The sequence below is a fragment of the Kribbella sp. NPDC050124 genome (genome assembly GCF_044460355.1).
In the GTDB taxonomy this organism is placed as follows: domain Bacteria; phylum Actinomycetota; class Actinomycetes; order Propionibacteriales; family Kribbellaceae; genus Kribbella.
Window position 1 is genome coordinate 125,956 of sequence record NZ_JBITJU010000002.1, and the last position, 15,027, is coordinate 140,982.

The window sequence follows — 15,027 nt, forward strand, 5'->3', positions numbered from 1 at the left end:
AGGACGGTGGTTGGGAACCTCCAGGCACTGAGGAGGCCGGGTGCTGGCGGCGAAGAACCTCGAGGTCGTCTACGACGACGTGATGCTGGTGCTGCGGGGCGTCGGTCTCGAGGTCCCGCAGGGACGGATCGTCGCCCTGCTGGGGGCGAACGGGGCCGGCAAGTCGACGCTGCTGCGCGCGTTGTCCGGCCTGCTCGACGTGCACGAGGGCGAGGTACGGCGCGGCTCGATCACGCTCGACGGGGAGCCGATCCACACCTACGGCGCCAGCCGGATCGCCGCCCTGGGGATCAAGCAGGTGATGGAGGGCCGGCGGATCCTGGCCGACCTGACCGTCGAGGAGAACCTCCGGATCGGCGGTCACGTCAGCCCGCGCTCGATCCGGCGCAACCTGGACCGGACGTACCAGCTGTTCCCGGTGCTGGCCGACCGGCGCCGCGCGTTGGCCGGCTACCTGTCCGGTGGCGAGCAGCAGATGCTGGCGATCGGCCGGGCGCTCATGTCCGACCCGAAGTACCTGCTGCTGGACGAGCCGAGCCTCGGCCTGGCGCCGATGATCGTCCGGCAGATCCGGGACGTGATCGTGCAGATCAACCAGCAGGGGACCACGGTCCTGCTGGTCGAGCAGAACGCGGCGATGGCGTTGTCGATCGCCGAGCACGGCTACGTGCTGGAGAACGGCGCGATGGTGATGGACAAGCCCGCGGCGGAACTGCTCGCGGACGGCGACGTCCGGGAGTTCTACCTCGGTCTCGGCGCGGAGGGTACGGCGAAGTCGTTCCGCGACGTGAAACACTACCGGCGCCGGAAGCGGTGGCTGTCATGACCGCGACGGAGGCGCGGCAGAGCGAGACCACCCAAGCATCCACGCCGGTGCTCAGCTTCGCCGACGTCGTCCTCACCTTCGACGGGGTGACCGCCCTGAACGGCGTGAGCTTCACCGTGAACCCCGGCGAACTGTTCGCCGTGATCGGCCCGAACGGCGCCGGTAAGACCTCGATCTTCAACGTGCTCTCCGGTGTCTATCGGCCACAGCGCGGAACGGTCCGCTTCGGCGACCACGACCTGATCGGCCGCCGTCCGCACGCGATCGCCCGACTCGGTCTCGCCCGTACCTTCCAGAACATCGAGCTGTTCTCGAACCTGACCGTGCTCGACAACCTCATGCTCGGCCGGTACCACCATCACCCGTACGGCGTCCTCGCCGCGTTCGCGTGGATCGGCAAGGCCCGCCGCAGCGAGCGCGCGAACCGCCGGGCCGTCGAGGAGATCGTCGACTTCCTCGAGCTCGCGCAGTGGCGGCGGCTCCCGGTCGGCCTGCTCCCGTACGGCGTCCAGAAGCGGGTCGAGCTCGGCCGGGCACTCGCCTCCGAGCCGAAGCTGTTGCTACTGGACGAGCCGGTCGCCGGGATGAACCTGGAGGAGACCGAGGACATGGCCCGGTTCATCCTCGACATCCGCGAGGAGCTGGGCCTGCCGATGATCATGGTCGAGCACGACATGGGCCTGGTGATGGACCTCGCCGACCGGATCATGGCGATCGACTTCGGCAGGCCGATCCGCACCGGGACCCCGCAGGAGGTCGCGACCGACCCCGAGGTGGTCCGCGCCTACCTCGGCGAAGAGCACCAAGTGGACCGGCCATGACCGCCACCATCGCCACACGGATCTGGGACCGGGCGCGGACCACTCCGCACGTGATCGCCTTGCGGGAAAAGGATCTGGGCATCTGGCAGCAGGTCAGCTGGGAGGAGTACTGGGACACCGCCGCGCTGGTCGGCCACGCCTTGCTTGCCCTCGGCATCGAGCCGGGGGACCGGGTCGCGATCCACTCGGAGAACCGTCGCGAGTGGCTCTACACCGACGTCGGCACGGTCGCCGTACGGGCTGCCACCGTCGGTCTCTACCCGACCAACCCGGTCGCGGAGGTCGGCTACCTGCTGCGGCACTCGGGCGCCAAGGTGCTGATCGCCGAGGATCAGGAGCAGGTCGACAAGGCGCTCGCGATCGACGACCTGCCTGACCTCGAGCACATCGTGTACGTCGAACCACGCGGCATCCGGCACCGGTACGACGACCCGCGGCTGATCGCCTGGCCCGACTTCCTTGCCATCGGCCACGAGCACCGCGAGGCGAACCCGGACGCCGTCACGCAACGCATGGAAGCGGCACAAGCCGGCGACGTGGTCACGCTGATCTACACCTCTGGCACCACCGGCCCACCGAAGGGCGTGATGCTGACCGCAGCGAACGTCGACTTCGCGATCCAGGAGCTGGTCGAGCGCGGCGGCTTCACCGCACCGCCGCCGTCACCGCGCGACAGCGTGCTGTCCTACCTGCCGCTGTGTCACGTCGCCGAGCGGATCTTCAGCGGCTGGTTCGGCGCCGGTGCCGGGGTCTGCGTGCACTTCGCCGAGTCGATCGAGACCGTCGCGACCAACCTGCACGAGGTGCAGCCGAGCATCCTGTTCGGCGTCCCGCGGATCTGGGAGAAGATCGCGGCCGGCGTCCAGATCCGGATCGAGTCCGCGGACCCGGTCAAGCGCCTGATCGGCGGCTACTGGCTCCGCCGTGCCGACTGGATCGGCAGCGTCCTCGCGGCCAACGAAGGACGGCACACCCCTGCCTCCAAAGCGGTCTACGCGATCGGCTGGTTGTTCTGCTACCGCGCACTGAAAGACCGGGTCGGCTTGCGCAAGGTCCGGTACGCCGCCTCCGGGGCGGCGCCGATCGCGCCGGAGGTCCTGCGGTTCTTCATGGGGCTCGGCCTGCCGATGCACGAGGTCTACGGCATGACCGAGAACACCGCCGTCGCGACCGCCAACCGTCCCGGACGGGTCAAGGTCGGCACCGTCGGAGAGCCGCACCAAGGCGTCGAGGTGAAGGTCGACGAGCTCACCGGCGAGATCCTCACCCGGCATCCCGGCACCTTCGCCGGCTACTGGCGAGACCCCGAGGCGACCGCGAAGGTGATCGACGCGGACGGCTGGCTGCACACCGGTGACGTGGGGGAGTGGGTCGACGGCACGCACCTGCGGATCACCGACCGGATGAAGGACATCATCATCACCGCGGGCGGCAAGAACGTCGCGCCGTCGGAGATCGAGAACGCGCTCAAGGCGTCGCCGTACATCAAGGAAGCGGTGGTGATCGGCGACCGGCGCAAGTTCCTGGCCGCCCTGATCGGGATCGAGCCGGACACCGTCGGCCACTGGGCCCAGCTGCACCGGCTGCCCTACTCGACGTACGGCGACCTGTCCGCGAAACCCGAGGTGGTCGCGCTGGTCCAGGGCGTCGTGGACGAGGTCAACGCGCGGTTCGCCAGCGTCGAGCAGGTGCGGTCGTTCCGGCTGCTGCCGAAGCTGCTGGACCACGAGGACGGCGAGCTGACCGCGACCCAGAAGGTGAAGCGCAAGGCGGTCGCGGACACGTTCTCCGGCCTGGTCGACGCGATGTACGCCGGGGGTGCGAGATGAACGAGTTCGTCGCCACCGTCGTCCGCGGTCTCGGCCAGGGGTCGATCTACGCGCTGCTCGCGCTCGGCTTCGTGATCGTCTACAAGTCGATGCGGGTGATCAGCTTCGCCCAGCCGGCGTTCATGATGACCGGTGCGTTGCTGGTCGGGTACCTGGTGCTGGAGCTGAACTTCTTCGCCGCCGTCGGGATCGCGCTGCTGCTGACCGCGCTGCTCGGCGTCGGCGTGGAACGGGTGGCGCTGCGGCCGATGATCGGCAAGCCGGTGTTCGTGATCGCGATCATCACACTCGGCGTCGACATCGTGATCCGGACGGTGGTGAACTCGTTCATCGGCTTGGACATCCGCCAGATGGGTGACCCGTGGGGCCTGCAGCAGGTCGACGTACTCGGGGCCAAGATCGACCAGCGGCACCTGGCCACGCTGGTGACGACGCTGATCGTGGTGGGCGCGTTGTTCGCGTTCTACCGCTGGTCGCGGACCGGGCTGGCGATGCGGGCGGCGTCGTCGGACCAGGAGGTTGCGCTCGCGCAGGGAGTGTCGGTCGGACGCGTGTTCTCGCTGTCCTGGGCGCTCGCGGCGGCCCTCGCCGGACTGGCCGGGATCTTCCTGTCGACCGGGATCGGGCTCGAGCAGAACCTCTGGCTGACGGCGCTGAAGGCGCTGCCGGTGATCATCCTCGGCGGCCTCGACTCCCTCGGCGGCGCCGTGATCGCGGGCCTCTCGATCGGCGTGGTCGAGGCACTCGTCGGCAGCTACGGCGACAACCTGCATCCCGTGTTCGGCGGCGACTTCTTCCTGGTCGTCCCGTACCTGCTGATGCTGCTCGTCCTGCTGGTCAAACCGTACGGCCTGTTCGGCACCAGAGAGGTCGAGCGGATATGAGCCGGCCGCTGCTCTACCTGTCCTACAAGCAGGACATGGCGTTGCTGAACACGCCGGCGAAGCGGGTGTGGACGCTGGTGCTGGCGGTCCTCGCGGTGTCGTTGCCGTTCCTGCTGACCGACGACCTCCTCGTCGTACTGGCGACTGCGTGTGCCGCGTCGATCGGGGCGATCGGGCTGAACATCGTCACCGGGTACGGCGGCCAGGTCTCGCTCGGTCATGCGTTCTTCCTGGGGATCGGGGCCTACACCGCGGCGGCGTTGTCGGGTGACCCGGACAGCACCCGGCTGATCGGGTTCGGCATCACCTCGCTGCCGATCTGGTTGCTCGCGGCGGGGCTGGTCGCCGGGTTGGCCGGGTTGATCGTGGCGCCGCTCGCGGCCCGGTTGCGTGGGCTGTACCTGGCCGTGGTGACGCTCGGATTGGTGTTCATCGGGGAGCACATCTTCAAGCACTGGCGGGAGCTGACCGGGGGAGTCGGGGTCGGGCGGCCGGCCGCCGTACCGGAGTTGTTCGGGTTCGACTTCGCGGTGGACGGCGCGACCTTCACCAAGGCGCAGAAGCTGTACCTGCTGATGCTCGTGCTGCTGGTGATCTTCGGCGTGCTGGCCCGGAACCTGGTCCGGTCCCGGATCGGCCGCGCGCTGGCCGCCGTCCGGGACCGGGACCTGGCCGCCGAGGTGATCGGCGTCGACGTGACCCGGTACAAGATGATCGCGTTCGCGGTGTCGTCGTTCTACGCCGGCGTCGCGGGCGCGCTGCTGTACGTGATGATCGGCTTCGTCGAGCCGGGGTCGTTCAACCTCGGCATGTCGGTGCAGTACATCGCGATGGTGCTGATCGGCGGTGTCGCGACGATCTCCGGGTCGGTGCTCGGCGCGCTGTTCATCACCCTGCTGCCGCGGGTCACCCGCGAGCTCCCGGCCGTGCTGCCGTTCGTCAGCGCCAGCTCCACGGCCGGGGGCATCACCGTGTTCCAGGTCGAGACGATCCTCTACGGCCTGTTGATCATCGGCTTCCTGATCTTCGAGCCGCGGGGGCTGTTCGGGATCTGGATCAGAGTCCGCACCTACTGGAAGGCGTGGCCGTTCTCGCACTGAAGGAGTAACGATGAGCGTGCACAGGGGTATCGCCGTCGCCGTCGTGGCGGCACTGGTGTTGGTCGCGGGGTGCCGCAACGACGCCCCGGAAGCCCAGCAGGGCAGCTCGGGGGTCAAGTTCGACGTCGGGGTCACCTCCGAGGCGTGCCCGCAGGCCGTCGACACGTCCAAGGGCTGCATCTACCTCGGCTCGATCTCGGATCTGACCGAGGGCCCGTTCAAGGCGCTCGGGGTCCCGATCACCGAGAGCCAGAAGGCGTTCTGGAAGCGGGTCAACGAGGCCGGCGGCATCGGCGCCTTCGAGGTCGACGTGACCAAGTACACCAAGGACAACAAGTACAACCCGCAGATCCACAACGAGGTGTACGCCGAGATCAAGCCGGACGTGCTCGGGTTGGCCCAGACCCTCGGCTCGCCGACCACCGCGGCGATCCTGGGCGACCTCAAGTCCACCGGCATGGTCGGCGTACCGGCGTCCTGGACGTCGGCGTGGGCGTTCGAGGACGTCATCCTGGAGTCCGGCACGAACTACTGCTTCGAGTCGATGAACTCGGTCGACTTCGCGGTCGAGACGTTCAAGCCGAAGAGCGTCGCCGCGGTGCACTTCCCGGGCGACTACGGTGACGACGCCGCGGCCGGGACGAAGCTCGCGGCCGAGGCCAACGGGCTGGCGTTCACCGACATCCCGACCGCACCCGGGCAGGAGAACCAGGGCGCGGCGATCCAGAAGCTGGTCGCGGCCAAGCCGGACCTGGTCATCCTGACCACCGGACCGACCGAGGCGGCGACGATCGTCGGCGGGGCCGCGCAGAACGGGTTCAAGGGCCAGTTCATCGGCACCAGCCCGACCTGGAACCCGGCCCTGCTGAAGAGCCCGGCTGCACCCGCGCTGCTTGCGCTCTACCGGCAGTCCGGGCCGTGGGCGCCGTACGGCGCGAACACGCCGGGGCACAAGGCGCTGGCCGAGTCGATCGACCAGGCGACGTTCCGGGCGGCGCCGAACGACGGTTACACGGCCGGCTGGGTCTGGTCGTACCCCTTGAGGGCCGCGCTGCAGAAGGCGGTCGACGCCAAGGACCTCACCCGGGCGGGGCTGCTGAACGCGGTGAAGTCGCTGGAGACGGTGGACTACGAGGGGATGCTGCCGGCCGAGGCGGGCCGGTTCAACGGCGAGCCGAACGACCGGGTGTTCCGGGCCAGCATCATCTCCAAGGTGGATCCGTCGGCGCCGACCGGTGTCACGGTGGAGCGGGACTTCTTCACCGGCAAGACCGCGACGGCGCACGAGTTCACCAAGCCCTGTTACCAGTAGTTAGTTGAAGTTCGTGGCACCCGCGGCCCCAGGGAAGTCGCGGGTGCCACGGCACGCGGTTCGCCTTGTCGTTGTCTGTCGTTCACCGTACGTTCATCTCTGTTCGGCAGATCCTTTCCGCTCACGAGGAGGCCACCCACCGTGTCCGTTGAGCACAATCCCCTGTCCCGGCGGCAGTTCGTCGCCCGAGCGGCCGCGGCGGGTGTCGCGGTCAGCGTCGCGGGCTCCGTCGAGGCGCTCTACACCGCCCAGCCGGCGCTCGGCACGTCCGGCCCGAAGATCGGCTACGGCCCGCTGATCGAGGACCCGAACGGCATGCTCGACCTGCCCCGCGGGTTCAGCTACAAGATCCTGTCCCGCGAGGGCACCGTCCGTCCCGACGGTCTCAAGACGCCGAGCCGGTTCGACGGCATGGGCGCGTTCCCGGACCGGGACGGCGGCTCGCGCCTGGTCCGCAACCACGAGTGCAGCCCGACCGCCACGATCAAGGTGGTCGCGCCGCCGGAGCGCACCTACGACCCGGGCGGTGCGGGCGGCACCAGCACGCTGGTGGTGGACCGGCACAACCACACCGGCAAGGAGTTCGTCAGCCTCGGCGGGACCGCGATCAACTGCTCCGGCGGCATCACGCCGTGGCGCACCTGGCTGACCTGTGAGGAGACCGAGGCCAAGGCCGGCACCACCGGCTACACCAAGGACCACGGCTTCATCTTCGAGGTCGACCCGTACGACGACCGCCGCAACGTCGACCCGACGCCGCTGAAGGCGATGGGCCGGTTCCAGCACGAGGCGGTCGCGATCGATCCGGCGACCGGCATCGTCTACGAGACCGAGGACGCGTTCGTCGCGCCGCTCGGCGGCTTCTACCGGTTCCTCCCGAACCGTCCGCGCGGTGGATGGGGTTCGCTGCGGGCGGGCGGGGAACTGCAGGCGATGTACATCCCGGACCTCCCGGACCTGTCCGTGGTCCAGGAGGCGGGCTCGGAGTTCGGCGGCGTGCAGTGGCTCAAGGTGCCGGACCCGCTGGCGACCACGCAGTCGGTCCGCGCACAGGACTACGGCAAGCCGATCACCGGCGGCTACAAGCTGGAAGGCTGCTGGTGGGGCACCCGGGACCGGTGCGTGTACTTCGTCTCGTCGTTCGCCCGGACCGAGCTCGGCCCGAAGGTGAACCACGACGGCCAGGTCTGGCGGTACGACCCGCGCAAGCACACGCTGCGCCTCGAGGTGATCTTCACCCGGCCGTCGCCGGGCTCCGACGACCCGGAGTTCGATGCCCCGGACAACATCACGATGTCGCCGTACGGCGGCCTGATGATGTGCGAGGACGGCCTCGGCGAGCAGCACATCCTCGGCACCACCGAGGACGGCGAGGTGTTCAAGTTCGCCCGCAACCGGGTGAACAACGGCACGCCGGAGGACCCGGAGTTCGGTGAGCTGGCCGGCGCCGGCTTCTCCGCCGACGGCCGGACGATGTTCTTCAACGTCTACACGCCGGGGATCACGTACGCGATCACCGGCCCGTGGCGTCGACGGAGGTGACGTAGACCCAGGCGCCGTCCTCGCGAACGAAGCGGCTGTTCTCCTGCTGGTTACCGGTTCGGCTTCCGAGCCGGTAACTGGCCCGGAACTCGACGGTGCCTTCGGTGTGGAACGGGCTGCCGCCGGTGCTGCCGAGGATCTCGAGACCCGTCCAGCGGATGTCCTCATCCAGCTGGAGCTCGGCTGGACGGGTCGCGGCCGACCAGGTGCGGAGCAGGTACGCCGTGTCGCCGACGACGAAGGCCGAGTAGCGCGAGCGCATGAGCTGCTCGGCGGTCGTCGCCGTACCACCTTGGTGGAGGCGGCCGCAGCAGTCGGCGTACGAGGCGTCGAGCCCGCACGGACAGGGCGTGGTGCGAATGGCCATCAGGCGTCGCCGGGGAAGGCGACCGGCGCTCCGCCCCAGGCGAGCTGGGCGCTCGCGGTGGTCAGCAGGCTCTGGATCGCGAAGGCGCGGACTGCCGGTTGCTCGGCCGCTTCGACGAGGTCGCCGTACACGGCTGCCAGTCGGCGCTCGATCAGCAGTACGAGCGCTGAGGCGGTCGCCGCGTTGGAGACCGCCTGCGGCAGGTCGTACGCCGCCTCGGCGGCGACTGGGGTCTCGCCGGCTGCGACCACCAGCTGGGACAGGCGGTCGCGGTTGCGCCGGTGCTGCTCGTACGTGTCGGTCGCCGCCCGGAAGCGGGCACCACTCAGCTTGCCGCCGGCAACGCCCACGCCGTACATGGCTGCGTGCTCACCGGCGAGCGCTGCCTGGAGTGCCTCGACCTCGTTCACTCCTTGTCGCCCTTCTTCTTCGGGGTGAGCGTGATGGCCAGCTGGGTCTCGGCTGCGGCGATCATCGCGAGCAGCCGAGCGGGCGCTCCGGCCAGCTTGGCGGCTGCGGCGGCGTGCGCGACCGCGGCGGCCTTCTCGCGCTTCGCCAGGTCCGCCAGCGCGGCTGCCGACGTACTCGGGAGGACCGGCGCCGTGCCTGCGGCGGCCGCTTGCACGCCCGCGGTCTCCTTGAGCCGGGTCAGGTGGGCGGCGTGGTACTTCGCGCCCGCCGCGAGTTGCGTGCGGACCGCAGGAAATTTCCGGGTGATTGTTGAGTAGCGGAGCGACAATTGAGTCACCTGGGCGGCCGCCGCGCTGAGTGCCGCGACGACCACCGGATCGGTGCTGGGTGTCTCCTCGGCAGGCTGACCCGATTTCGAGTCGTTCACGGCGCCCGGCGTACCGGAACCGCTCGGGTTGTCGTCGCAGGCAGTCAGGACGACGGCGCCCGGAAGCAGGGCGGCGGTCGTCAGGGCGGCCCGGCGCGACAGGCGGACAGGTTCGTTCGGCACGGCGGAACGATACCCGGTGACGGGCCGTTGACCGGCCTGGGACGAGGCGGTGACATGCAGATCGTCGCGGGCCGGATATGGTGGGCTACTGCCCTCGGTCGGATCGCCGGGTGGTGGAACGGGTGCACAACTGGAGAGAGGCAGGTCAACCTGTGAGCCGAAAGACTGACCACACGGACACCTCGAGCCTCGAGAACTTCCTGCGGCCGATCGTCGAGCAGTTCGGCTGCGACCTGGAGGCCGCGGACATCGCGCCGGCCGGCCGCCGCCGGTTGCTGCGCGTGCTCGTCGACCGCGACGGCGGGATCAGCCTGGACGACGTCGCGGAGGTCACCCGGGCCATCTCCAAGGCACTCGACGCCGACGACATCATGGGCGACGGCGCCTACACGCTGGAGGTCTCCAGCCCGGGCGTCGACCGGCCGCTCACCCTGCCCCGGCACTGGCGGCGCAACGTCAGCCGGCTGGTCGCGGTCACGCTGACCGCGGGCGGGAAGGTGACCGGCCGGATCAAGTCCGCCTCCGAGGAGGCGGCCGAGCTGGACGTGGACGGCACGCTGCGCACGGTCGCGTACGCCGACGTGGCCAAGGCCAAGGTCCAGATCGAGTTCAACCGGGCTGCCCCCGGCAACGACGAGGCTGCCCCAGGATCGAACGCCGCGGGCACGGTGGAGGAGAACTGACATGGACATCGACATGGCTGTCCTGCGGTCGCTGGAACGGGAGAAGGACATCTCCCTGGACGTGGTCGTCGAGGCGATCGAGCAGGCGCTGCTGGTGGCTTACCACCGCACCGAGGGCGCCCAGCAGCACGCGCGGGCCGAGCTGGACCGCAAGACCGGGCACGTGACCGTCTACGCGCGCGAGTTCGCCGAGGACGGCACGCTGGCCCGCGAGTACGACGACACGCCCGCCGACTTCGGCCGGATCGCGGCCACCACGGCCAAGCAGATCATCCTGCAGCGGCTGCGCGACGCCGAGGACGAGGTCCGCTACGGCGAGTTCTCCGGCAAGGAGGGCGACATCGTGTCCGGCGTCATCCAGCAGGGCCGCGACCCGCGCTCGGTGATGGTCGACCTCGGCAAGATCGAGGCGGTGCTGCCGGCCCCGGAGCAGGTGCCGGGGGAGAAGTACGAGCACGGCGCCCGGCTGCGGGTCTACGTGGTCGGGGTCCGCAAGGGCTTCAAGGGCCCGCAGATCACGGTCAGCCGGACGCACCCGAACCTGGTCAAGAAGCTGTTCGCGCTCGAGGTGCCGGAGATCGCCGACGGGACGGTCGAGATCACCGCGATCGCCCGGGAGGCGGGGCACCGCACCAAGATCGCGGTCCGGACGCTGAACCCGTCGGTGAACGGCAAGGGCGCCTGCATCGGGCCGATGGGCCAGCGGGTGCGCAACATCATGCACGAGCTGCACGGCGAGAAGATCGACATCATCGACCACAGCGACGACCCGGCCACCTTCGTCGGGAATGCGCTGTCGCCGGCGCAGGTTACGTCGGTTGAGGTCGTGGACGCCGCGGCCCGCGCCGCGCGGGTCGTCGTACCCGACTACCAGCTGTCGCTGGCGATCGGCAAGGAGGGGCAGAACGCCCGCCTCGCCGCCCGGCTGACGGGCTGGCGGATCGACATCCGGCCGGACACCGATGTGACTCGTGATGACAAGAAGGTAGACTGATCTCTCGGTCGGTCGACTGAGTCGCAACCACTCCCGAAGGATCACGTGACAGTGAGTGTGGAAGCGCGCCCTGGCAAGGTCAGGGAGCGCACCTGCATCGGGTGCCGGAAGCGGTGCAGTCCGGCTGACCTGCTGCGGATGACGGTTTCCGGAGGGCTTGTCCTCCCGGATCCCGCTCATCGGGCGCCCGGCCGCGGAGCGCACCTGCACCCGGTGGCCGAGTGTCTCGACCTCGCCGTGCGGCGCAAGGCGTTCCCGCGGGCCTTCCGGGCCCAGGGGCCGCTGGACGTGACCGCGCTGCGGGACTACGTCGCGCAGCGTGATAGGCAAGTACAAGAAGCAGTGCCAATGGCGGCCAACCGGCCGTCCGCGGCGGTCTGACCGGATCGTCGTGACGACATGAAGGCGGGTCATCGACTCATGACCACTCGATGAGTGTCTACCGATGAGTGCAAAGCGATGAGCACGTACGTCAACTAACGGTCCGCGCCCAGGCTCGGACCAGAGGGAGAGTAGTGGCAAAGGTCCGGGTCTACGAGCTCGCGAAGGAGCTCGGAGTTACCAGCAAGGTCGTTCTGACCAGACTGAACGACATGGGCGAGTTCGTCCGGTCGGCGTCCTCGACGATCGAGGCGCCGGTAGTCCGTAGGTTGGCGGAGGAGTTCGAGAAGAACCCGCCGAAGAAGCGCGCAGCCAAGAAGGCTGCCGCCAGCACGTCCGCCGCGCCGCAGGCGACCGCACCGGTCGCGCCTGCCGAGCCGGCGAAGAAGGCCGCGCCCGCGGCCCCGGCCGAGCGCCCCGCGCCGGCCGCTCCGGCGACCCCGGCTCCGGTGGCCGCCGAGCCGACCGTGGCCGAGAAGGCTGCGCCGGCTCCGGCCAAGGCAGCCCCGTCGCCGGCCAAGCCGGGTCCGCGTCCTGGCCCCAAGCCGGGTCCGCGGCAGGAGCCCGCTCCGGCGGCTCCGGCCGCCAAGGCGGCACCCTCGTTCGAGGCGCCCGCGGCCAAGGCGACGCCCGAGGCCCCGGCTGCGCCGGCTCCGGCACCTTCGCGTCCGGCTCCGTCTCCGGGTCCGCGGCAGGAGCGTCCCGCCGACGGTGGACCGCGTCCGGCCACGCCGCGTCCGGGTGCGACCCCGCGTCCGGGTGGTGGCGGTCCTCGTCCTGGCGCCCCGCGTCCGGGCGGTCCCCGTCCGGGTGCTCCCGGCGGTCAGGGTGGCGGCCCGCGTCCGGGTGCGCCGCGTCCGGGCAACAACCCGTTCAGCTCGACCCAGGGCATGCAGCGCGGTGGCGCTCGTCCGGGTCCGGGTGGTCAGGGCGGATCCGGCCAGGGTGCGAGCCCGGCCGGGATGCCGCCGCGCCCGCCGCAGAACCGCGGTGGCGGCGGTAGCGACCGCCCGCGTCCGTCGGGTGTGCCCGGTGCGCCGCGGCCCAACCCGGCGATGATGCCGAAGTCCTCGGCCGGCACGTTCACCGGCCGTCCGTCCGGTCCCGGCGGTGGCGCCGGTGGCGGTGGTGGCGGCCGTGGCCGCCCCGGTGGCGGCGGTCCCGGTGGTGGACCGGGTGCCGGTCCGCGCGGTGGCGGCGGCGGTGGCGGCGGCGGCTTCCGTCCGGGTGGCGGCGGCCCCAGCGGCCCGCCCGGTGGCGGTGGCGGACGTCCGGGTCCGGGCAACCGTGGCCGGGGTGGGACGCAGGGTGCCTTCGGGCGTCCGGGCGGCCCGGCCCGTCGTGGCCGCAAGTCCAAGCGGGCGAAGCGCCAGGAGTTCGACAACATGCAGGCGCCGGCAGTCGGCGGCGTCCGCGTCAAGCACGGTGACGGCGAGGTCGTGCGTCTGGCCCGCGGTGCGTCGCTGACGGACTTCGCCGAGAAGGTCGGCGTCGACCCGGCGTCGCTGGTGCAGGTGCTGTTCCACCTCGGCGAGATGGTGACCGCGACCCAGTCGGTCAACGAGGAGACGCTGCAGCTGCTCGGCACCGAGCTGAACTACGACGTCCAGATCGTGTCCCCGGAGGACGAGGACCGCGAGCTGCTGCAGTCGTTCGACATCGACTTCGGGTCCGACAAGGGCGACGAGAGCGACCTGGTCAAGCGGCCGCCGGTGGTGACCGTGATGGGTCACGTCGACCACGGTAAGACGAAGCTGCTGGACGCGGTCCGCGAGGCGAACGTGGTCGCCAAGGAGGCCGGTGGTATCACCCAGCACATCGGCGCCTACCAGGTGACGACCGAGGTCGACGGCGAGCAGCGGGCCATCACCTTCGTCGACACCCCGGGTCACGAGGCGTTCACCGCCATGCGTGCCCGTGGCGCCCAGGCCACCGACATCGTCATCCTGGTGGTCGCGGCCGACGACGGCGTGATGCCGCAGACGATCGAGGCGCTGAACCACGCCCGTGCGGCGGGCGTCCCGATCGTGGTCGCGGTCAACAAGATCGACGTGCCGGCGGCCGACCCGGCCAAGGTGCGCGGTCAGCTGACCGAGTACGGCCTGGTCCCCGAGGAGTACGGCGGCGACACGATGTTCGTCGACGTCTCGGCGAAGTCCCGGATCAACATCGACGGGCTGCTCGAGAGCGTGATCCTGACCGCGGACGCGGCGCTGGATCTGCGGGCCAACCCGAACATGCACGCCGAGGGCATCGCGATCGAGGCGAACCTCGACAAGGGCCGTGGCCCGGTGGCGACCGTGCTGGTGCAGCGCGGCACGCTGCGGGTCGGCGACTCGATGGTGGCCGGTCCGGCGTACGGCCGGGTCCGGGCCATGCTCGACGAGCACGGCGACCCGGTCGAGGAGGCGACGCCGTCGCGTCCGGTCCTGGTCCTCGGTCTGACCGCGGTCCCGGGCGCCGGTGACAAGTTCCTGGTGGTCGACGACGACCGGATGGCCCGGCAGATCGCCGAGAAGCGCGAAGCCCGCGCCCGGGCGGCGGCCAACGCCAAGCGGCGCGCGCGCCGGACCCTCGAGGACTTCATGGCCTCGATGGAGAAGGGCGAGACCCAGGAGCTGCTGCTGATCCTCAAGGGCGACGTGTCCGGTTCGGTCGAGGCGCTGGAAGACGCGCTGGTCCGGATCGAGGTCGGCGACGAGGTCAACCTGCGCGTCATCGACCGCGGTGTCGGTGCGATCAACGAGAACGACGTCAACCTGGCCATCGCGTCGAACGCCGTCATCATCGGCTTCAACGTGCGGCCGGCGGGCAAGGCCGGTGACCTGGCCGAGCGCGAGGGCGTGGATGTCCGGTACTACTCGGTCATCTACTCGGCGATCGACGACATCGAGGCCGCCCTGAAGGGCATGCTGAAGCCGATCTACGAGGAGGCCACCTTGGGCCAGGCGGAGATCCGGGAGATCTTCCGCTCCTCGAAGGTGGGCAACATCGCCGGTTGCTGGGTGACCAGTGGACTCATCCGCCGCAATGCCAAGGTCCGGTTGATCCGGGACGGCGCGGTGGTGGTCGACAACACCGAGCTGTCGTCGCTGAAGAGGTTCAAGGACGACGCGTCCGAGGTCCGCGAGGGCTTCGAGTGCGGTCTGACCATCAACGGCTACAACGACATCAAGATCGGCGACGTGGTCGAGGCGTTCGAGCTTCGCGAGAAGCCGCGTAACTGACAGCAGTCGGTGCCCGGATGCTCCGGGCGCCGGAGTAACGTCCGGAGAGGCGGTAACCCTGCCTCTCCGGACGTTGTTCATGAATGAGGGAGTGAGCCCT

Annotated in this window: 14 protein-coding genes; 11 read left to right on the forward strand and 3 right to left on the reverse strand. The window is 70.0% G+C overall.

Features of this window, described 5'->3' with window-relative positions; translation table 11 throughout:
* Nucleotides 1-40: 40 nt before the first annotated feature.
* The 7 genes from ACIBL3_RS07490 (at nt 41) to ACIBL3_RS07520 (ending at nt 8,314) form a co-directional block, all read left to right on the forward strand.
* Nucleotides 41-826: an ABC transporter ATP-binding protein gene (locus ACIBL3_RS07490; RefSeq protein ID WP_396352427.1), complete on the forward strand. Its 786-nt coding sequence runs from the start codon at nt 41-43 to the stop codon at nt 824-826.
* On the forward strand, nt 823-1,647 hold the full coding sequence (locus ACIBL3_RS07495) for an ABC transporter ATP-binding protein (RefSeq protein ID WP_396352428.1): 825 nt from the start codon (nt 823-825) through the stop codon (nt 1,645-1,647). Before ACIBL3_RS07490 ends, ACIBL3_RS07495 begins: the two co-directional genes overlap by 4 nt.
* A complete protein-coding gene (locus ACIBL3_RS07500) occupies nt 1,644-3,476 on the forward strand; it encodes an AMP-dependent synthetase/ligase (protein ID WP_396352429.1) in 1,833 nt (610 codons plus the stop codon). Before ACIBL3_RS07495 ends, ACIBL3_RS07500 begins: the two co-directional genes overlap by 4 nt.
* Nucleotides 3,473-4,360, forward strand: coding sequence for a branched-chain amino acid ABC transporter permease (locus tag ACIBL3_RS07505; protein WP_396352430.1), 888 nt, complete (start codon nt 3,473-3,475; stop codon nt 4,358-4,360). The genes ACIBL3_RS07500 and ACIBL3_RS07505 overlap by 4 nt, the downstream gene beginning before the upstream one ends.
* Nucleotides 4,357-5,460, forward strand: a complete 1,104-nt coding sequence (locus tag ACIBL3_RS07510; RefSeq protein WP_396352431.1) for a branched-chain amino acid ABC transporter permease — start codon at nt 4,357-4,359, stop codon at nt 5,458-5,460. Before ACIBL3_RS07505 ends, ACIBL3_RS07510 begins: the two co-directional genes overlap by 4 nt.
* Nucleotides 5,461-5,470: 10 nt before the next feature.
* Nucleotides 5,471-6,772, forward strand: coding sequence for an ABC transporter substrate-binding protein (locus ACIBL3_RS07515; RefSeq protein WP_396352432.1), 1,302 nt, complete (start codon nt 5,471-5,473; stop codon nt 6,770-6,772).
* A gap of 141 nt (nt 6,773-6,913) precedes the next feature.
* A complete protein-coding gene (locus ACIBL3_RS07520; protein WP_396352433.1) occupies nt 6,914-8,314 on the forward strand; it encodes an alkaline phosphatase PhoX in 1,401 nt (466 codons plus the stop codon).
* Here the strand turns inward: ACIBL3_RS07520 and ACIBL3_RS07525 are convergent.
* From ACIBL3_RS07525 to ACIBL3_RS07535, 3 genes are read right to left on the reverse strand one after another with little or no spacing between them, the layout of a single operon-like run.
* Nucleotides 8,286-8,681, reverse strand: a complete 396-nt coding sequence (locus ACIBL3_RS07525) for a YchJ family protein (protein WP_396352434.1) — start codon at nt 8,679-8,681, stop codon at nt 8,286-8,288. The genes ACIBL3_RS07520 and ACIBL3_RS07525 overlap by 29 nt on opposite strands.
* Complete coding sequence (locus ACIBL3_RS07530) at nt 8,681-9,091, reverse strand: ferritin-like domain-containing protein (RefSeq protein ID WP_396352435.1); 411 nt, start codon at nt 9,089-9,091, stop codon at nt 8,681-8,683. Before ACIBL3_RS07530 ends, ACIBL3_RS07525 begins: the two co-directional genes overlap by 1 nt.
* Nucleotides 9,088-9,642: a cell division protein FtsK gene (locus ACIBL3_RS07535; protein ID WP_396352436.1), complete on the reverse strand. Its 555-nt coding sequence runs from the start codon at nt 9,640-9,642 to the stop codon at nt 9,088-9,090. Before ACIBL3_RS07535 ends, ACIBL3_RS07530 begins: the two co-directional genes overlap by 4 nt.
* Before the next feature lie 152 nt (nt 9,643-9,794).
* Here ACIBL3_RS07535 and rimP point away from each other — a divergent pair, with 152 nt between their 5' ends.
* The 4 genes from rimP (at nt 9,795) to infB (ending at nt 14,927) form a co-directional block, all read left to right on the forward strand.
* Entirely contained in the window at nt 9,795-10,325 is a 531-nt protein-coding gene (gene rimP / locus ACIBL3_RS07540; RefSeq protein WP_396352437.1) for a ribosome maturation factor RimP, read from the forward strand.
* 1 nt (nt 10,326) lies between these two features.
* Nucleotides 10,327-11,319 carry a transcription termination factor NusA gene (nusA, locus tag ACIBL3_RS07545; protein WP_396352438.1) on the forward strand — a complete coding sequence of 331 codons (993 nt, stop codon included), beginning with the start codon at nt 10,327-10,329 and terminating at the stop codon, nt 11,317-11,319.
* A 57-nt stretch (nt 11,320-11,376) separates the two neighbouring features.
* Nucleotides 11,377-11,700, forward strand: coding sequence for a YlxR family protein (locus tag ACIBL3_RS07550; protein WP_396352863.1), 324 nt, complete (start codon nt 11,377-11,379; stop codon nt 11,698-11,700).
* Between the two features lie 134 nt (nt 11,701-11,834).
* Nucleotides 11,835-14,927: a translation initiation factor IF-2 gene (gene infB / locus ACIBL3_RS07555; protein WP_396352439.1), complete on the forward strand. Its 3,093-nt coding sequence runs from the start codon at nt 11,835-11,837 to the stop codon at nt 14,925-14,927.
* Nucleotides 14,928-15,027: the final 100 nt, after the last annotated feature.